This window comes from Phyllobacterium sp. SL163, assembly GCF_049896885.1.
Taxonomy (GTDB): domain Bacteria; phylum Pseudomonadota; class Alphaproteobacteria; order Rhizobiales; family Rhizobiaceae; genus Phyllobacterium; species Phyllobacterium calauticae.
Window position 1 is genome coordinate 472,144 of the sequence record NZ_JAFCVE010000003.1, and the last position, 18,512, is coordinate 490,655.

Sequence of the window (18,512 nt, forward strand, 5' to 3'; positions counted from 1 at the left end):
CGAAGCAATACAAGCCTTTTACAAACGGTCATGGGCCGGCTGTATCAGCCGGCGCGTTCGATGCGGATCATCTGCGGCTTGTCCGTGGAATGGCCATCCTTCACGATACCCTCAAGCGCCTTCTTGACAGCCGCCTCGGTGGTTTCGTGCGTGACGAGGATGACTGTCTTGGTGGCATCCGGGTGGCTTTCCGCACTCTGGCGCTGGACGATGGATTCCAGCGAAATGTCATTGTCGGCCATGCGCTTGGCAATCGCCGCAAAAACGCCGGCACGGTCATGCACGGTCAGACGAATAAAGTATCCGCCCTCGTGCGAGCGCATTTTGGCACGTTTGTAGGGCGCCAGCGATTTTGCCGGCGTGCCGAAGACGGGGCCGTGCTGGAAGCCCGGACGGCTCTTGGCGATGTCGGCGAGATCACCGATAACGGCAGATGCCGTGGCGGCACCACCGGCGCCCGGACCCGACAACAGCAATTCGCCGAGAAGATCGGTCTCGATCGCAACCGCGTTGGTTACGCCATGCACCTGCGCAATCACCGATTCGACCGGCACCATGGTCGGATGCACGCGCTGTTCGATGCCGCTGTCTGTCTTCAACGCAACGCCAAGCAGCTTGATGCGGTAGCCGAGTTCATCGGCGGCCTTGATATCGGCCAGCGAGATATTGCTGATCCCTTCGAGATAAATGTCATCGGCGGCAATCTGCGTGCCGAAAGCAAGGCTGGTCAGGATCGCCAGCTTGTGCGCGGTGTCGTTGCCCTCGATATCGAATGTCGGATCGGCTTCCGCATAGCCGAGACGCTGGGCATCGGCGAGGCAATCCTCGAAGGAAATGCCCTCGTCCCACATCCGCGTCAGGATGTAGTTGCAGGTGCCATTCATGATGCCGTAGACGCGCGACACGGTGTTGCCGGTCAGGGACTCGCGCAAAGCCTTGATGACGGGAATGCCGCCAGCCACCGCCGCTTCGAAGTTGAGCAGGACGCCCTTCTCCTCGGCAATTTTGGCAAGAGACACGCCATGCTTGGCAAGAAGCGCCTTGTTGGCGGTGACCACATGACGGCCGGATTTCAGCGCCGCCTCGACAGCAGCGCGCGCCGGACCCTCGTCGCCGCCGATCAGTTCGATGAACACGTCGATATTGTTCGACTTGGCCAAGGCAACCGGATCGTCGAACCATGTGGCCGACGAGAAGTCCACGCCGCGATCCCGCTTGGCATCACGGGCGGACACGGCGGTGACGATGATTTCCTTGCCGCACTGACGGGTGAGCATCTCGCCCTTGTCCCGCAAAATTTTCAGAACCGAGGCACCAACAGTGCCCAGTCCGGCGATTCCCACGCGCAGCGCATCACTCATCGTTCATTTCCCTGAAGTGTTTTAGCCTGAAGCGGCGCCCGACGGCGCCGCGAATTCCGATGTCGGCATGCCGCTCAGCGGCGCGCGTTCAACGGAATGACGTTGTGCAGCTTTTCATCCGCCGTTGCAAGGAACCGCTTGAGGTTGCGGGCTGCCTGACGAATGCGATGTTCGTTCTCGACCAGCGCGATGCGGATATAGTCATCGCCATGCTCGCCGAAGCCGATGCCGGGCGCCACGGCGACATCCGCATGCTCGATCAGCAGCTTGGAGAACTCCAGCGAACCGAGGCTACGGAACTTTTCCGGGATCGGCGCCCAGGCAAACATCGTCGCCGCCGGTGACGGAATATCCCATCCGGCGCGGGCGAAACTGTCGACCAGGACATCACGGCGATGCTTGTAGACCGCACGCACTTCCGCAATGTCGGAACCATCGCCATTCAAGGCAGCGGCAGCGGCAACCTGAATCGGCGTGAACGCGCCATAATCGAGATAGGACTTGACCCGGGTGAGCGCCGAGATCAGACGTTCATTGCCGACGGCAAAGCCCATGCGCCAGCCCGGCATCGAGAATGTCTTCGACATGGAGGTAAACTCCACGGCAACATCGATCGCGCCCGGCACCTGCAGGACGGACGGAGGCGGCGCGTCGTCGAAATAAATCTCGGAATAGGCCAGATCCGACAGAATGATGATTTCATTCTTGCGGGCGAAGGCAACCACATCCTTGTAGAAATCCAGCGATGCCACGTGGGCGGTCGGATTGGAGGGGTAGTTGAGGATCAGTGCCAGCGGCTTCGGAATGGAATGGCGGATACCGCGTTCCAGCGCCGGAATGAACTGGTCATCGGGCATGGCCGGGATCGAACGGATGACGCCGCCGGACATGATGAAGCCGAACGCGTGGATCGGATAGGTCGGATCTGGGCACAGCACGACATCGCCGGGCGCGGTGATCGCCTGCGCCATGTTGGCAAAACCTTCCTTGGAGCCAAGGGTCGCCACGACCTGCGTGTCGGGATTGAGCTTCACGCCGAAACGCCGCTCGTAATAGGCGGCCTGGGCACGGCGCAGACCGGGAATGCCTTTCGAGGAGGAATAGCGGTGGGTGCGCGGGTCCTGGACGGCCTCGCACAGCTTGTCGACAATGCCCTGCGGCGTCGGCAGGTCGGGATTGCCCATACCCAGATCGATAATGTCCGCACCGGCCGCTCGCGCGCTCGCCTTCAGGCGATTGACCTGTTCAAAAACGTAAGGTGGCAGGCGGCGAACTTTATGAAATTCTTCCATAGGTTTGGGTCCGGTAAAAATGGGTTCAATGTGCGGGTGCGCTATACACCCAAACTGTACGGCGGTCGAGCGATCATTGACACCGCGCGTCGCGCGCCGGGTCAATCGCCGTCATGCCATCCAGCCCGGGATTCTCCTGAGCAAGACACCCATTCGTGGTGTCTTCATGACCTTGCCGGCAATGGGTTATTGCCCGCTTTCAATAGCCTTCAAATCGTCCTGCTGCTGCTGGACCAGCTTCTTCATCTCGGCCTGGCGCCGGGCAACGGCTGCCGGATCGGCGGTGGCATTGCCCTGCCCGCCTTTGGCCGCCACCAGCTTCTTCTGCAGATCGTCCTTCTGCTGCGGCGTCAGCTGTGCGGTCTCGCCCTTCGGATCGGGCGTGAAAACCGGAAAAGTGCCGGTGTTGACAGGACCGGTCAGGGGCGAATTCGACATGGGCTCGGGCGGCATGTTCGCGCAGGCGCTCAAACCGGCAATCAGAACGGCGCCAACCGAGAAGCGGATGATGGTTTTGACCGAGATATTCATTGTTTGTCCTGACTGCCGGAATCGATATTCATCATAGTGATATGAAATGCACGTTAGAGGGATAGCATTAGAGCAACCGACATTCAAATGGGTTCAATTCCGTTTCTCCCATGGAAATACAATCTGCGAAGATGGTGACAAGGCCGTGATCTTTCCTGCACAATGACCGCAATTGAATGTCCGTTGCTCTGACTTGTGGTATCATGTCTAGTATGCTGATCGGGAGGATCGGCGGGAGGGAACGAATATATGGATAATCCGGGCGACAAGAGTGCAAAAACGCCGAACCTCGACAAATATGTCATCAAGGATCCGGAAGCTTTCGCGCGCAATGTCGCCCATATGATCGAACAGGCCGGCAAGGCCGCCTCCGCTTGGGTCGAGCCGCGTGAAAAGGGCTTGAAGCGCGACACGATCGCCGATCCCGTCACCGATGTGGTGAAAACCCTCTCGCGTGTTTCCGAATACTGGCTGTCCGAACCGGGGCGCGCGCTGGAGGCGCAGACCAAGCTGTTCGCCAGCTATATGGCCATCTGGTCCAATTCCATCCGCCGCATGAGCGGTGAACAGGTCGATGACGTCGTCAAGCCCGACAAGGGCGACAAGCGCTTCGCCGACGAGGACTGGGGCAGGAACGCTTTCTTCGACTTCCTCAAGCAGGCCTATCTCGTCACGGCAAACTGGGCCGGCGAACTGGTCACCCATGCCGAAGGCCTCGACGATCACACGCGCCACAAGGCGGCGTTCTACGTCAAGCAGCTGACCACGGCGATATCGCCCAGCAACTTCCTGCTGACCAATCCGGAACTCTACAAGGAAACAGTCGCCAGCAATGGCGAGAACCTGGTCAAGGGCATGAAGATGCTGGCGGAAGACATCGTTGCCGGCGGCGGCGACCTGCGCCTGCGGCAATCGGATATGACCAAGTTCGCCCTCGGTGAAAATGTCGCGACCACCCCCGGCAAGGTGATCGCGCGCAGCGATGTCGCAGAAATCATCCAGTATGAACCCGCGACGCCGGATGTGCTGAAACGCCCGCTGCTGATCTGCCCGCCGTGGATCAACAAATTCTACATCCTCGATCTGAACGCAGAAAAATCCTTCATCAAATGGGCCATCGACCAGGGACACACCGTGTTCGTGATTTCCTGGGTCAATCCAGACCACCGGCACGCCATGAAGGACTGGACCGCCTACATCAATGAGGGCCTGCGCTTCGGCCTCGACACCATCGAGAGTGCAACGGGCGAAAAAGCGGTCAACGCCATCGGCTATTGCGTCGGCGGAACGCTTCTGAGCGCCGCCCTCGCCCTTTTTGCCCAGGAAGGCGAAAACAGGATCAGGAGCGCGACCCTTTTCACCACGCAGGTCGATTTCACCTATGCGGGCGATCTCAAGGTTTTCGTCGACGAGGATCAGATTCGCGCCCTGGAAGCCGCCATGTCCGCCGAAGGCTATCTGGACGGCACGCGCATGGCGACGGCCTTCAACATGCTGCGTTCCGGCGACCTGATCTGGCCCTATGTCGTCAACAATTACATGCGCGGTCGCGATCCCGTCCCATTCGACCTTCTCTACTGGAATGCGGATGCCACGCGGATGAGTGCGGCCAACCACTCCTACTACCTGCGCAACTGCTATCTCGACAACAATCTGGTGCGCGGGATGATGAAGCTCGCCGGGCAAAACCTGTCACTGGGCGATGTCAAAATCCCCATCTACAATCTCGCCGCCAAGGAAGACCATATTGCGCCGGCACTGTCGGTTTTCACCGGCTGCAAATATTTCGGCGGCGACGTCACCTATGTCCTGGCCGGCTCCGGCCATATCGCCGGCGTGGTCAATCCGCCCGCCAAGAACAAGTACCAGTATTGGACCGGCGGTTCGCCCGTCGGCGCGTTCGACGAATGGCTCACCAACACGTCGGAACATCCCGGCTCCTGGTGGAATCATTGGCAGAAATGGATCGAATCGCAGGACGACGTGCGCGTTCCCGCACGCCAGCCCGGTGAAAATGGTTCGGAAATTCTCGGCGAGGCGCCGGGAACCTACGTGCGCATCCGCGTGTGAAAATTCGCTGTTTTGCTGGCTTTTGAGCCTATCCTGGTCGTGAAAACCATGGCAGGAAGGTGGCCAATCACGTTTTCGCCTCATTCTGGCTATAGCCCGGAGCTTGTGGAGACGTTTAAAAATCGTTAACTTTGCGCTCTCTCTGCCGGTGTTTTTGCACTTCAACTAAACTTCGCGAGCATCCTGCTCATCTCAAAGCGGATTGGACTGAACCATTGCAAGAGCCGGAAAAGACGAGACGGGGGAATCGTTGAACAAGCTGTCAGCCTCAGTAGCAGCCTTCCGGGCGAGCACCGCTATTTGCTTCGTAACGATTTTTGCGATGGCGACAGCCTCCTGCACGTCGACAGGATCGGCACCGACTGCCGGCTCCGTCCTCAACGTCGCCTCAGCCACCACAAGCACCGCCACAGCCAGCGCCAATGCGAATGCGATTCCGGCGGCCGGATCGGAAAAATCATCACCCGAAGCACTGGCCCTTGCTGGCGGCGCCGAGACAAACGCCGCCAAAGCAGCCAACCAGGCCGCCGCGTCGGCGGAACAGGGCAAAACGGTTGCCGCCCATCCGCAATCACCGAAGGAGGCAGCCGCCGCTGAGGCCGCAGCCAAAGCGACTGTGGAAACAGGGCAGCACGTTACAGCCTTCGCGCCCGCGGTGGTAAAGCCGCCGGTAAAGACATCGCTGTTCGGAAGCGCCGCGCCGGAAACGGTCGAGCAACCGCAAGCAGCCGAATCGCATGCCGCTCCGGAAACCGGCGCAAAGCCAACCAAGGCGGACGCGGAAGCCAAGGCGGCACAGGTTGCATCAGCCGGTGCCGGGCAGACAATCACCGTTCCCGAAGCCAAACCGGCTGCACATGCACCGGCACCCGACAGGGACAATGGCTTGCTGGTGCGCCTCTTTGCCAACAATGCCGGTGCTGCCGCGTCGAAACGTCAGGTGGCCGTCATTCAGCCCAAGGCGCAGGCACAGCTCAAGGCCATCAGCGGCAATGCGCCGGTACAGGTGGCCAGCGCCGCCGGATTGCCGTCGCCATCGAACTACCGACCGACCGAACATCTGTCGTCCCTGCCCGGCGTGCGCCCCAATGGCGGCATCCAGATCATGCAGCGCGACAGTCTCTATCAGGACGACGACGAATCAGCCGCCGCGCCGGTGATTCTGGCTTCGGCGGCCGGACTGGCCCGGCTGGCCCCCAATGGGCTCAAGGTTCAGCGCGAAAGCGTGGATGTCGCCTGCCTGAAACCGCAACTGGTCGGCATGCTGAAAACAATCGAACGCCGCTTCGGCAAATCGGTGATCGTAACGTCAGGCTATCGCAGCCCGCCTTACAACCGGCTCGTGAACGGCGCCAAGGCCTCGCTTCACATGTCCTGCGCGGCGGCGGATATCCAGGTTCCCGGCGTTTCCAAATGGGATCTGGCGAATTTTGCCCGGACAATGCCGGGTCGCGGCGGCGTTGGCACCTATTGCTATACCGAATCAGTTCACGTCGATATTGGCCCGACTCGCGACTGGAACTGGCGCTGCGGCAGCCGTCGCGGCTGATCCGGATTAATTGCGGCCGTTCGCGGCCGCCCATGCGCACGGCATTTGTGCACAGTCCCGCGAAGAATTTTCACTTTTCCCAAAAAAGAATGAAATATGGGGTTGCAGTCGAAAAACTGTTTCACTATAAGCCGCTTACCTGCAGGCGCCCATCGTCTAGCGGTTAGGACGGCGCCCTTTCACGGCGCAAACAGGGGTTCGATTCCCCTTGGGCGTACCAGGCTTTCTCCCCGTAAAATCAGTATATTGCAGAAGCCGGCTCATAAGCCTGCGCTTCATCCGTTCATGCAAAACGGCCAGCCCCCGCAAGAGCCGGCCGCGCTGTCTTTGGTCCTTGCAGCTAGTTGGCAGGGGCCGGCTTTGCCGGTTCCGGTGCCGGAGTGGTTGGAGCTGCGCCGGGTTTTGCGGGCTCCTGGGTGGTCGCAGGCGGCTTGCTGCCGCCCTCAGATGGCTTGTTGTCGCAAGCTGCCAATGTGAACGCAGCGACCGCTAGAACGGGTACGAAAAACTTACAGTTCATCATGTCTCCTCCTATGCGTTTCACCCGCCGTGGGCAGGCGTATACAGGATGAGACAGGGCGGACGATGAGAACAGACCTGCATGTTCAAGCTTTGTCACCGGCTGTTAAAGAAAGTTATGAGGCTCCATACCTGACCTGACTTATCATCAATCACTGCTGAGATTCCGATCTCCGGCAGTAGGGTTCGGTTTAACCTCCAAACCAACCCGAATTCTCCCACCCCAGAGCAAATTTGCCTGCCTTTCCCAAGGCAGGCCTTTTTTGTCTGCGGCCTGACCTACCCACCGCCTTCGGTCCCGGTTCAGCGCCTGCGAATAGGCACAGACGGGCCACAATCTAAGCATGTTTTTCCCATCCTATGTCACCATGCAGGAAAACATATTCATGAGCAGACAAACGAAGATAACAGTGACGTTCTTGCTGGCCGGCCTTGCTGCGACGGCTGCCATGCTCATGGCCAATCTGTCCCTGGCCGATGTGATCAGGACGGTTCAGGGCCTGTCCTGACGTTTCAGGCGCGATTAGCGATTGTCCGGCCTTCCCCGGTCGGGTAGATCTCGCGGATGATTTTCCCTGCCCCTCTCGTCACCGGCCGACTGGTCCAGCGTTACAAGCGCTTTCTTGCCGATATCATCCTCGATGATGGCAGCCCGATCACCAGTTCCGTACCCAATACCGGCTCCATGCTCGGGCTGACCGATCCCGGCATCCGTGTCTGGCTGTCCTTGTCCGATGACGGCAAGCGCAAATATGCCCATACGCTGCAGATCGTCGAAGCGCAGGGCACGCTGGTCGGCATCAATACGGGCCTGCCCAACCGGATCGCCGAGGAAGCCATTGTGGCGGGGCTTCTGCCCGCCCTCGGCGGGTATGGCGCGCTCAAGCGCGAGCAGAAATATGGCGTAAATTCCCGCATCGACATTTTGCTGACCGATCCGGAACGGCCGACGGCCTATGTCGAAGTGAAGAACGTGCACTTCTCCCGCACGGCAAATCTGGCGGAATTTCCCGATTCTCCGACCGCCCGCGGCGCAAAACATCTGGACGAGCTTGGCAACATGGTTGAGAATGGTCACCGTGGTGTCATGCTTTACGTGATCCAGCGCGACGACTGCGACCGCTTGCGAATCTGCGGCGACCTAGACCCGGTTTACGCAAGGGCGTTCGAGCGGGCAATGCGCCGCGGGGTTGAAGCTTACGCAATAAGATGCCACATCACGCCTTCGGGCATTGCTGCAACAACTGCGATACCCATTATTGATTGACGCCAAGCGGAAAGCACCATGGTCACCTATCTCGATGCGCAGACAGCGCCCCTGAAGAACACCGGACAGATCAGGCTTCACGGCCCCGAAGGTTTCGCCGCCATGCGCAAGGCCTGCCAACTCACGGCACGTTGCCTGGATGAGCTCGCCGGTCTGGTTGAACCGGGTGTGACCACCAATACCATCGACCGCTTTGTCTTCGAATTCGGCGCCGATCACGGTGCCCTGCCCGCAACCCTCAACTATCGCGGCTACACGAAATCGTCCTGCACGTCGATCAATCACGTCGTCTGCCATGGTATCCCTGACGACAAGCCGCTGCGCGAAGGCGATATCGTCAATATCGATGTCACCTACATACTCGATGGCTGGCACGGCGATTCCAGCCGCATGTATCCCGTGGGCGAGATCAAGCGCGCCGCCGAACGCCTGATGGAAGTGACGCATGAAAGCCTGATGCGCGGCATTGCGGCCGTTCGCCCCGGCGCCCGGACCGGCGCCATCGGCGCCGCCATCCAGAACTATGCCGAAGCGGAGCGCTGCTCCGTCGTTCGCGACTTCTGCGGCCACGGCGTCGGCCAGCTTTTCCACGACGCACCGAACATTCTGCACTACGGCACACCCAATGAGGGCGTTGAACTGCGCGAGGGCATGATCTTCACCATCGAGCCGATGATCAATCTCGGCCGCCCGCATGTAAAAGTCCTCGCCGATGGCTGGACAGCCGTCACCCGCGACCGTTCGCTGACAGCGCAGTATGAACATACGGTCGGCGTCACCAAGGACGGTTGCGAAGTCTTCACCCTTTCACCCGCAGGCCTGTTCGCTCCGGGTTTGAAACTCGATTAGGAACGCAGGGGCCCATGAGCGAAGACGAGCCACCCAAGACTTTCTTCCTCAAAGAGCCCTCACCAAAATCGCTGCAGAAACAACCTGGTGTTGAGAAAACCGCCGATACAGCCAACGCTGCCAGCCAAGCCGCGGAACCGCATTACACCGGCCACCGCGAGCGGATGAAGGAGCGTTTCCAGAAAGTCGGCCACCAGGGCTTTGCCGACTATGAAATGCTGGAAATGCTGCTGTACCGACCCATAAGGCAAGGCGACACCAAGCCACTGGCCAAGGCGCTTCTGGCCCGCTTCGGCAGTCTGGCGGAAGTCCTGGGCGCGCCGGAACATCTCCTGCAGGAGGTAAAGGGCTGCGGCCCGACCGTTGCCTTTGATCTCAAATTCATCGCCGCCCTTGCCCACAGGGCCATGCGCAGCGGCATTGGTGAACGCACCATGCTTGGCTCATGGAACAAACTGATCGACTACTGCACCGCGGCCATGGCGCACGAGCCGCGCGAGCAGTTGCGCATCCTCTTTCTCGACAAGAAAAACATGCTGATCGCCGACGAGGTGCAGCAGGTCGGCACCGTCGATCATACGCCGGTCTACCCGCGCGAGGTGATTGCCCGGGCCCTGCAACTGTCCGCGAGCGCTCTCATTCTCGTCCACAACCATCCCTCGGGCGACCCGACGCCATCCAAGGCGGATGTCGAGATGACAAAAACCATTGCCGGCATCGGCGGACAGATGGGAATCATCGTTCACGACCACATCATCATCGGCAAGAACGGCCATGCGAGCCTGAAGGGCATGAAACTCTTCTAACCCTGGAGGGCCGAACCGCAACCGCGATCAAATGCATGCCGCCGACAATGTGTATTGGTATGCCGTGCCCCAATGGAGAGTTGCATGAATTCGGTTGAGAAAGCGATCTGGTATGTGGAGGGTCATTTCGCCGAGGAGATCACCCTCGACGATATCGCCGATGTGGCGGGCCTGTCACGGTTTCACATGTCCCGCGCCTTCGGCATCTTTGCCGGCCGCTCGGTCAGCAGTCACATCCGTGGCCGCCGGTTGACCGAGGCAGCAAAATCCCTGTGCGACGGCGCTCCGGATATTCTCAGCGTCGCGCTCGATGCCGGCTACAGCTCCCATGAGGCATTCACGCGGGCGTTCCGCGATCAGTTCGGCCTGACGCCCGAACAGGTCCGCGCACAGCGCCATACCCGTAACATCCCATTGGTGGAGCCGATGAAAATGGACGAAAAGTTTATCACCGATATCGAAGAGCCGCGCATCGCGAACGGCAAACCAATGCTGGTGGCCGGCATAGGCGAACGATACACCTGCCAAACCAGCAGCGGCATTCCCGCGCAATGGCAGCGTTTCACCCCCTATTTCGGCCATATCAACGGCCAGATCGGCAATGTGGCCTACGGCGTCTGCTGCAACAGCGATGACGCCCAGAATTTCGATTACATCGCCGGTGCCGAGGTTGCCGATTTCTCCGACATCCCGCAGGAGTTCGCTCGGCTGCGCATTCCAGCACAGACCTATCTGGTGTTTTCGCATCGCGACCATATTTCGACCATTCGCAGCACGATCATGACCATCTGGGGCAAATGGCTGCCGGAATCCGGCCATGCCCTGGCCGATGCACCCAATTTCGAACGTTATGGTCCGGAATTCGACCCGCGGACCGGCAATGGCGGAATGGAGATATGGATTCCGATCAAGGCCTGAACCGGCATCGAATCCATACTGACGGGGTGCTGTCAGCAGGAAATCCGCTATGATGGAGCCGTCATAGCGGAGACACCACCATGTTGCAGGCATGCCTGAATGGCGGGCGCATGCGGGATTTTCACCCTGCGCTCCCCTTTACAGCCTCGGAAATTGCCAGGGACGCGGCGCTTGCCGTGGCGGCTGGCGCCCGCGAGCTGCATATCCACCCGCGCGGACCGGATGGAATGGAAACGCTGGAGCCGGATTATGTTACCGAGACCCTGCAGACTGTTCGTTCGGCCGTGCCGGGCATTCCCGTCGGCCTTTCCACCCATTGGCGCATCCCTCCCGGCGGCCTTTCGCGGCAGGAACCCATTCACCGCTGGACGACCCTGCCCGACTACGTTTCGATCAATCTGATCGAAGCGGACGCTGAGGATGTGATGGCGCACGTTCTCGGCAGGGGTATCGGCGTCGAAGCGGGGCTCTGGTCCGTCAGCGATGCGCAGCGCTTTGTCGGCCTGAAGGATGCGGCAAAATGCTTGCGCGTGCTGATCGAAATCAACGAGCAGGACATCGACGAGGGATTGCGGGCCGCCGATGGTATTCAGGCGGTTCTGCGCAAGGCAGGCAATACAGTGCCTATCCTCATGCATGGCGATGAAGCCAGTGTCTGGCCCATCTACAGCGAAGCCATGGCCAAGGGCTTTGACAGCCGTATCGGCCTGGAAGACGGCAATCTCCTGCCGTCGGGACAAATGGCTGCGGGCAATGCCGATCTGATCCGCGCCGCGCTCGACCTGGTGTCTTGCTGAGATCGTTACCGCGCACCAGAAATGAAAAAGGCCGCTCGAAAGCGGCCTTTTCAATCAGAGAGACAAAAGCTTATGCTTCGTCTTCGGTCTTCTTCTTGGCGGCTTTCTTCGGCGCTGCCTTCTTGGCAGGCTTCTTGGCTTCGCCGGACTTTTCATCCGACTCGTCTTCAGCCATCAGCTCTTCCTTCGTCACCTTCTTGTCGGTGACGTTGATCGAGGTGAGAAGGTGATCGACAACCTTTTCTTCGAAGATCGGAGCGCGCAGATTGTTGATCGCTTCCGGAGTCTTGCGGAAGAATTCATAGATCTGCTGTTCCTGGCCCGGATACTGGCGAACCTGATCGTAAACGGCGCGCTGCAGTTCCTCTTCGGTCACTTCGATGCCGGCCTTGTTGCCGATTTCGGAGAGAACGAGGCCAAGACGAACGCGGCGTTCAGCCAGCTTGCGATATTCTTCGCGTGCTTCTTCTTCCGTGGTCTCTTCGTCTTCGAATGTCTTGCCGGCCTGTGCGAGGTCCTGGCCGATCTGTGCCCAGATGTTGTTGAACTCGGCATTGATCAGGCGTTCCGGCGATTCGAACTTGTACTCGCCGTCGAGCGCGTCGAGAATCTGGCGCTTGACCTTCTGGCGGGTGAACGAGCCGTACTGGCTTTCGATCTGCTCGCGGATAACCTGACGCAGACGGTCGGCGCTCTCGATGCCGAGCTTCTTCGCGGTTTCGTCGTTGATTTCGAGTTCGCCGGGCTTGCCGATTTCCTTGACGGTGATGTCGAAGGTCGCATCCTTGCCGGCGAGGTGCGCTGCACCGTATTCAGCCGGGAAGGTAACCTTGATCTGCTTCTCGTCGCCAGCCTTGGTGCCGATCAGCTGATCTTCGAAGCCGGGAATGAACTGGCCGGAGCCGAGGATCAGGGTCGCATCGGTATCGGCGCCGCCATCGAACGGCACGCCGTCGATCTTGCCGAGATAGTCCATGGTGACGCGGTCGCCGGATTCAGCCTTGCCCTTCTTGGGCTCGAACGTCTGGGCGGAGCTGGCAACGCGCTTGACCTGCTCTTCAACTTCCGCGTCGGTCACATCGACCACTTCGCGCGTGACGCTGATCTTGGAAGCGTCCTTGAGTTCGATAACCGGCAGGACTTCGTAGTTCAGCGTGAATTCGAAATCGGCTTCGCCGTTCAGAACCTTGTCCGCTTCCTTCTCGTCTTCCGTCATCGCAACTTCCGGCTGGGTCGCCGACTTTTCGTTGCGCTCCGCAAGGATCGTGCGCGAGGAATCGCTGAGGATCTCGTTGACGACTTCAGCCATGAACGACTTGCCGTACATCTTGCGCAGGTGATTGAGCGGCACTTTGCCGGGGCGGAAGCCATTGATGCGCGCCTTGGCGCTGGCACCTTGGAGGCGTTCGGAAAGCTTTGCTTCCAGATCCTTGGCCGGAACGACGACCTTGATCTCGCGCTTCAGCCCTTCATTGAGCGTTTCAGTAACCTGCATGTCCAAACCTTCACTTTTTTTAACATTTGTCCCGCCGTCGCCGGCCTGTGAGCCAAATTGCGGGAGAAAAACTGTCTGCCATCGTGGCTTCTGGTGCAGATGGGGCGAGCCATGCCCTCACCATCCACGTTGATTTTATTGCTTTATTTCTCTTTCAGCTCATTTTTTGTGACACAATTCATATCACAGAACCTGTCACAGAGCCGCGCAAGAAATTGCACCCTTACCGATTGGTGGCTCCATTTACTTGCACTGCGTACAAAAATCAATGGCACAGCCTCAGGGTCGGGCAAACTTCTGCACGGCAAGTCAGGCACTTTCATGATCGCAACAACACGTGAAATATTTGCCTGATGACAACAATGTGCAACTGTGCAAATCTTCCCGGCGTGGGGACCATCGATAGCCAACTGGAAATATGCCTCAACGGAATTTGGAACTGCCCTTGCGCTGGTCCCTATCGAAACTAAATACTAAATCGATACAATCTGAGAAATTGACTTGTTTGTCTGCGGCGCCAGCATTCCAGCTGTTCTGGTCAGCGCATCACCTGACCCGTAGCCGTACGATGAATCACCAGCGCTGACGGCGATGCCCAGGCATCCCCGAGACGCCTGGAAGTCTGATCGTCATGGAGGCCTGCCCTTGTCACGGAATTCTCTCTCTACCTTCAAAATCGGCTTTGCAATCGCGCTCATGGCAGCCTCTCCGGCACTGGCGCAGAATGCACCCCCGCCTCCAACCGTCACGGCAGCCAAGCCTGTCGTCCGCGACGTGATCGACAGCGATGAGTTCATCGGCCGCTTCGAAGCGGTCGACCAGGTCTCGGTGCGCTCGCGCATCGATGGCTATCTCGATACGGTGCATTTCAAGGACGGCTCGTTGGTCAAGAAGGGCGATCCGCTCTTTACCATCGACCAGCGCCCCTACATATCCGCTCTGGCGCAGGCCCAGTCCGCGCTGGAGGTGGCCAAAACAACGGAAACCTATGCGGAAGCCCAGTTCAAGCGCACCCAGTCGCTGACCGGCAGCGGCACGCTGTCCGTGTCGACGCTGGATGATCAGCGCCGCGCCTATCTCGCCGGTCAAGCCAACGTCGTTGGCGCACAGGCCGCTGTTGACGCTGCCCAGCTCAATCTGAACTACACGCAGATCACGGCGCCGCAGGATGGCCGCATCGACCGCAGGCTCATTTCCGTCGGCAATCTCGTCAATGCCAACAACACCATCCTGACAACCATCGTTTCGCTCGATCCGATCGATTTCTATTTCGACGTGGATGAGCGCAACCTCCTGTCCTATGCCAAGACCGCCCGCGAAAACGGCAGCAATCTGCAGGAAGGCGGAGGCGGCCTCGAAGTGACGGTGCGGCTGACCGATTCCAACCAGCCGCCGTTCAAGGGCAAGCTGGATTTTGCCGAGAACCGGCTCGATGATGCCACCGGAACGATGCGGGTGCGTGCCCGCTTCAACAATCCGGATTTCGTGCTGCAGCCCGGGCTGTTCGGCCGGGTCGAAGTGGCCGCCTCCAACACCTATAAGGGCATTCTCGTGCCCGACGAAGCGGTTGGCTCCGATCAGAACGAGCGGGTTGTCTATGTCCTCAATGCGGACAACTCGGTCACGACCAAGCCCGTGCGTCTCGGCCCCAAACTCTACGGTTATCGGGTGATCCGCAGCGGCCTGACCGGCGACGAGACCATCGTGGTCAACGGCCTGATGCGGATTCGCCCCGGTATCAAGGTCAAGGCCGACGTTGTCCAGCTTCCGCCGGAGGTGAAGGCTGCGGAGGCGGGCCAATGAGATTTGCGCATTTTTTCATCGACAGGCCGATCTTCGCATCCGTCCTGTCGATTGTGCTGCTGATCGTCGGCGGGATCGCCTACACCCAGCTCCCCGTCGCCCAGTATCCGGAAATCGCGCCGCCAACCATTGTCGTGCGCACCGCCTATCCCGGCGCCGATGCTGAAACCATTGCCAACACGGTCGCCACCCCCATCGAACAGCAGATCAACGGCGTCGAGGACATGCTCTACATGTCTTCCTACTCGACCGCCGATGGTTCGATGGCGCTGACCATCACCTTCAAGCTCGGCACCGATCTCGACAAGGCACAGGTTCTGGTACAGAACCGCGTCGCCATTGCCGTACCGCAATTGCCGCAGGACGTGCAGCGCAACGGCATCACCACGACGAAAAGTTCGCCCGACCTGATGATGGTCGTGCACGTGCTTTCGCCCGACAACCGTTACGACCAGCTCTATGCCTCAAACTACGCCAATACCCGCATCCGCGACGTGCTCTTACGGCTCGACGGCGTCGGCGAAGTCACCATCTTCGGCGAGCGGCAGTATTCCATGCGCATCTGGCTCGATCCGCAGAAACTCGCCGCATACTCCATGACATCGGCTGATGTGGTTCAGGCACTGCGCGACCAGAACGTGCAGGTCAATGGCGGTGCCATTGGCGGGCCGCCCACACCGGGCACAAGCGCCTTCCAGTACACGGTCACCATGCAGGGCCGGTTCAGCGATGCGCGGCAATTCCGTTATGTCATCGTCAAAACAAGCGGCGATGGCCGTCTGGTACAGTTGCAGGACGTCGCCCGCATCGAACTCGGCGCCAAGGATTATGTAACCAACAGTTATCTCGACGGCAGTCCCGCCGTTGCGCTGGGTATCTTCAGCCGTCCGGGCACCAATGCCCTTGCTGCCGCCGCGTCCATCCGGTCCACCATGGAGGAACTCTCCAAGGATTTCCCTCCGGGCCTGAAATACGACATCGTCTATGATCCGACGGAGTTCATCGCGGAATCGATCTCCGACGTTTACAAGACGATCTTCGAAGCCGTGATTCTCGTGGCGCTGGTCGTTCTCGTCTTCCTGCAATCCTGGCGGACGGCAATCATCCCGATCGTGGCCATCCCGGTTTCATTGATCGGCACCTTCGCCATCCTCTCGGCCTTCGGCTTCTCGCTGAACATGCTCACCCTGTTCGGCCTGGTCCTCGCCATCGGTATTGTGGTGGACGACGCCATCGTGGTGGTGGAGAACGTCGAGCGAAACCTTGCGGCGGGCATGAGCCCGAAACAGGCCTCGCACACGACCATGGACGAGGTGGGAACCGCCGTTATCGCCATTTCACTGGTGCTGATCGCGGTGTTTGCCCCAACAGCGTTCATTCCCGGCATATCGGGCCAGTTCTACATCCAGTTCGCCGTGACCATCTCGGCGGCAACAGCCATTTCGGCCATCAACTCGCTGACGCTCTCTCCTGCGCTGGCGGCAATTGTGTTGCGCCCACATGACCATGCGGTCTCCAAAAACCCTCTGGCGCGGGCTGGCCGGGCCTTGGCCAATGGCTTCAACACCGGCTTCGACAAGATGGCGAACGGCTATTCCTGGATCGTCCGGCATCTCGTCGGATCGACCATCGGTCTCCTCGCCTCCCTGCTGGTGTTCGCAGGGCTGCTGGTCGCCACCTGGTTCATGGCGGTCACGATCCCGCGCGGTTTTGTGCCGCCGATGGATCAGGGCTATGCCATCGTCGTCGTCCAGTTGCCCGACGGTGCTTCGCTCGCCCGCACGGATGCGGTGATCGAAAAGGCATCGAAGATCATCAAGGGCATTCCGGGCGTGCGCAACGCCATTGCCTTTGCCGGGTTCAACGGTGCAACCTTCACCAATGCGTCGAATTCCGGCGTGGTGTTCGTTCCGTTCCAGCCGTTCGCAGAGCGGATCAAGAACGGACAAACGGCCAATTCCATCATCGGCCAGGTCTATGGCAGCCTGCAGAGCATCCAGGAGGCCTTCATCATCGCCGTGCCGCCGCCGCCGATCCGCGGTGTCGGCAATGCCGGCGGCTTCAAGATGCAGCTCCTCGACCGCGACAGCTCCGATATGCGCCGCGTCCTGGGATTGGCCTATCAGATGATGGGTGAAGCCAACCAGACCCCCGGCCTGACCGGCGTCTACACCACGTTCTCCGCCAACAGCCCGCAATACTTCCTGGAAGTGGACCGTGACAAGGCACAGGCATTGAACGTGCCCATTCCAAACATTTTCGAGGCGCTTTCAACCAACCTTGGCACCTCCTATGTCAATGACTTCAATGCCTTCGGCCGCGTCTATCAGGTGCGGGCACAGGCCGACCAGCAATACCGGCTCGATCGAACCGACATCCTTGCCCTGAAAGTACGCTCGGCAACGGGTGCGCTGGTTCCGTTGGGCACGCTGATCAATATCAAGGACACCAACGGCCCCTCGCTGGTGCAGCGATACAACATGTATGTATCGGTGCCACTGCAGGGCAACGCCGCGCCCGGGGTTTCCACCGGTACGGCGCTCGACAAGATGGAGGCCCTTGCCACCAAGACACTGCCCAGCGGAACGACGTTCCAATGGACGGAACTGGCGCTTCAGGAACGGCAGACCGGAAACACGGCGATCCTGATCTTCGGACTGTCGGTGGTGTTCGTCTTCCTCGCCCTTGCTGCACAGTATGAAAGCTGGGTGCTGCCGCTGGCGATCATCCTGATCGTGCCGCTGGCGGTTCTGGCAGCGCTGATCGGCGTGTTCCTGCGCGGGATGGACAACAACATCCTGACGCAGATCGGCCTTGTCGTCCTGATCGGCCTGGCGGCGAAGAACGCGATCCTGATCGTGGAATTCGCCCGCCAGCATCAGGCGGAAGGCGCAACGCCTGTCGAAGCCGCCATCGAAGCCAGCCGTCTGCGGCTGCGCCCGATCCTGATGACCGCCTTTGCCTTCATCTTCGGTGTCGTGCCGCTGATGATTGCCCAGGGCCCCGGCGCGGAAATGCGCCAGTCACTCGGCACGGCTGTGTTCTCCGGCATGCTTGGCGTGACCTTCTTCGGCCTGTTCCTGACGCCGGTGTTCTACGTCGCGCTCCGTTCATTCGGACGCAAGAAGGCACCGGTTGAAAAGCCGGCGGAAGAAGCCCCGGCCCACTAGGCTTGAAACGCCCGACACAAGGATCGCGCCGGCTTATCACCGGCGCGATTTTTCATGGATGCCGAATTTGATGGTGTGAGGCATT

14 protein-coding genes and 1 tRNA gene are annotated in these 18,512 nt (G+C 59.7%); 11 read left to right on the forward strand and 4 right to left on the reverse strand.

What is annotated here, in order from left to right:
- Positions 1 to 44: 44 nt before the first annotated feature.
- The 3 genes from ACP7B1_RS09185 to ACP7B1_RS09195 form a co-directional block, all read right to left on the reverse strand.
- Complete coding sequence (locus ACP7B1_RS09185) at positions 45 to 1,361, reverse strand: homoserine dehydrogenase (RefSeq protein ID WP_223613188.1); 1,317 nt, start codon at positions 1,359 to 1,361, stop codon at positions 45 to 47.
- Between the two features lie 74 nt (positions 1,362 to 1,435).
- Complete coding sequence (locus tag ACP7B1_RS09190) at positions 1,436 to 2,653, reverse strand: LL-diaminopimelate aminotransferase (RefSeq protein WP_105732616.1); 1,218 nt, start codon at positions 2,651 to 2,653, stop codon at positions 1,436 to 1,438.
- Positions 2,654 to 2,839: 186 nt separating this feature from the next.
- Positions 2,840 to 3,184 carry a hypothetical protein gene (locus ACP7B1_RS09195; protein ID WP_288191648.1) on the reverse strand — a complete coding sequence of 115 codons (345 nt, stop codon included), beginning with the start codon at positions 3,182 to 3,184 and terminating at the stop codon, positions 2,840 to 2,842.
- A gap of 249 nt (positions 3,185 to 3,433) precedes the next feature.
- Here ACP7B1_RS09195 and phaC point away from each other — a divergent pair, with 249 nt between their 5' ends.
- The 9 genes from phaC to ACP7B1_RS09240 all read left to right on the forward strand — a co-directional run bounded on the left by phaC (position 3,434) and on the right by ACP7B1_RS09240 (position 11,959).
- Entirely contained in the window at positions 3,434 to 5,254 is a 1,821-nt protein-coding gene (gene phaC, locus ACP7B1_RS09200; RefSeq protein ID WP_346308286.1) for a class I poly(R)-hydroxyalkanoic acid synthase, read from the forward strand.
- 322 nt (positions 5,255 to 5,576) lie between these two features.
- Entirely contained in the window at positions 5,577 to 6,803 is a 1,227-nt protein-coding gene (locus ACP7B1_RS09205; protein WP_346308285.1) for a YcbK family protein, read from the forward strand.
- Positions 6,804 to 6,948: 145 nt separating this feature from the next.
- Positions 6,949 to 7,023 (forward strand) — tRNA-Glu (locus ACP7B1_RS09210).
- Positions 7,024 to 7,708: 685 nt separating this feature from the next.
- Entirely contained in the window at positions 7,709 to 7,831 is a 123-nt protein-coding gene (locus ACP7B1_RS09215) for a hypothetical protein (RefSeq protein ID WP_346308284.1), read from the forward strand.
- Positions 7,832 to 7,887: 56 nt separating this feature from the next.
- Positions 7,888 to 8,589: a DNA/RNA nuclease SfsA gene (sfsA, locus tag ACP7B1_RS09220; RefSeq protein ID WP_346308283.1), complete on the forward strand. Its 702-nt coding sequence runs from the start codon at positions 7,888 to 7,890 to the stop codon at positions 8,587 to 8,589.
- A gap of 18 nt (positions 8,590 to 8,607) precedes the next feature.
- Complete coding sequence (map, locus tag ACP7B1_RS09225) at positions 8,608 to 9,438, forward strand: type I methionyl aminopeptidase (protein WP_223613182.1); 831 nt, start codon at positions 8,608 to 8,610, stop codon at positions 9,436 to 9,438.
- Positions 9,439 to 9,452: 14 nt separating this feature from the next.
- Complete coding sequence (radC, locus tag ACP7B1_RS09230; protein ID WP_426136881.1) at positions 9,453 to 10,244, forward strand: RadC family protein; 792 nt, start codon at positions 9,453 to 9,455, stop codon at positions 10,242 to 10,244.
- Positions 10,245 to 10,328: 84 nt separating this feature from the next.
- On the forward strand, positions 10,329 to 11,162 hold the full coding sequence (locus ACP7B1_RS09235; protein WP_346308282.1) for an AraC family transcriptional regulator: 834 nt from the start codon (positions 10,329 to 10,331) through the stop codon (positions 11,160 to 11,162).
- An 80-nt stretch (positions 11,163 to 11,242) separates the two neighbouring features.
- Positions 11,243 to 11,959 (forward strand): 3-keto-5-aminohexanoate cleavage protein, encoded by a 717-nt coding sequence (locus tag ACP7B1_RS09240; protein WP_346308281.1) that lies wholly within the window; start codon positions 11,243 to 11,245, stop codon positions 11,957 to 11,959.
- A gap of 70 nt (positions 11,960 to 12,029) precedes the next feature.
- Here ACP7B1_RS09240 and tig read toward each other — a convergent pair whose 3' ends face one another.
- Positions 12,030 to 13,454 carry a trigger factor gene (gene tig / locus ACP7B1_RS09245; RefSeq protein WP_223613177.1) on the reverse strand — a complete coding sequence of 475 codons (1,425 nt, stop codon included), beginning with the start codon at positions 13,452 to 13,454 and terminating at the stop codon, positions 12,030 to 12,032.
- A gap of 696 nt (positions 13,455 to 14,150) precedes the next feature.
- On the opposite strand from tig, the gene ACP7B1_RS09250 reads away from it, so the two are divergent.
- Together ACP7B1_RS09250 and ACP7B1_RS09255 are read left to right on the forward strand one after the other, a co-directional pair.
- Complete coding sequence (locus ACP7B1_RS09250; RefSeq protein WP_346308287.1) at positions 14,151 to 15,257, forward strand: efflux RND transporter periplasmic adaptor subunit; 1,107 nt, start codon at positions 14,151 to 14,153, stop codon at positions 15,255 to 15,257.
- The gene (locus tag ACP7B1_RS09255; protein ID WP_403175244.1) at positions 15,254 to 18,427 is read left to right on the forward strand and encodes an efflux RND transporter permease subunit; all 3,174 of its coding nucleotides are present in this window, start codon (positions 15,254 to 15,256) and stop codon (positions 18,425 to 18,427) included. Before ACP7B1_RS09250 ends, ACP7B1_RS09255 begins: the two co-directional genes overlap by 4 nt.
- Positions 18,428 to 18,512: the final 85 nt, after the last annotated feature.

Coding starts and splice junctions, on each gene's coding strand:
- ACP7B1_RS09240 (WP_346308281.1), top strand. CDS start 11,243: ATGTTGCAGGCATGCCTGAATGGCGGGCGCATGCGGGATTTTCACCCT.
- radC (WP_426136881.1), top strand. CDS start 9,453: ATGAGCGAAGACGAGCCACCCAAGACTTTCTTCCTCAAAGAGCCCTCA.
- ACP7B1_RS09205 (WP_346308285.1), top strand. CDS start 5,577: ATGGCGACAGCCTCCTGCACGTCGACAGGATCGGCACCGACTGCCGGC.
- ACP7B1_RS09195 (WP_288191648.1), bottom strand. CDS start 3,184: ATGAATATCTCGGTCAAAACCATCATCCGCTTCTCGGTTGGCGCCGTT.
- sfsA (WP_346308283.1), top strand. CDS start 7,888: ATGATTTTCCCTGCCCCTCTCGTCACCGGCCGACTGGTCCAGCGTTAC.
- ACP7B1_RS09190 (WP_105732616.1), bottom strand. CDS start 2,653: ATGGAAGAATTTCATAAAGTTCGCCGCCTGCCACCTTACGTTTTTGAA.
- ACP7B1_RS09215 (WP_346308284.1), top strand. CDS start 7,709: ATGAGCAGACAAACGAAGATAACAGTGACGTTCTTGCTGGCCGGCCTT.
- tig (WP_223613177.1), bottom strand. CDS start 13,454: ATGCAGGTTACTGAAACGCTCAATGAAGGGCTGAAGCGCGAGATCAAG.
- phaC (WP_346308286.1), top strand. CDS start 3,434: ATGGATAATCCGGGCGACAAGAGTGCAAAAACGCCGAACCTCGACAAA.
- ACP7B1_RS09235 (WP_346308282.1), top strand. CDS start 10,329: ATGAATTCGGTTGAGAAAGCGATCTGGTATGTGGAGGGTCATTTCGCC.
- ACP7B1_RS09250 (WP_346308287.1), top strand. CDS start 14,151: ATGGCAGCCTCTCCGGCACTGGCGCAGAATGCACCCCCGCCTCCAACC.
- map (WP_223613182.1), top strand. CDS start 8,608: ATGGTCACCTATCTCGATGCGCAGACAGCGCCCCTGAAGAACACCGGA.
- ACP7B1_RS09255 (WP_403175244.1), top strand. CDS start 15,254: ATGAGATTTGCGCATTTTTTCATCGACAGGCCGATCTTCGCATCCGTC.
- ACP7B1_RS09185 (WP_223613188.1), bottom strand. CDS start 1,361: ATGAGTGATGCGCTGCGCGTGGGAATCGCCGGACTGGGCACTGTTGGT.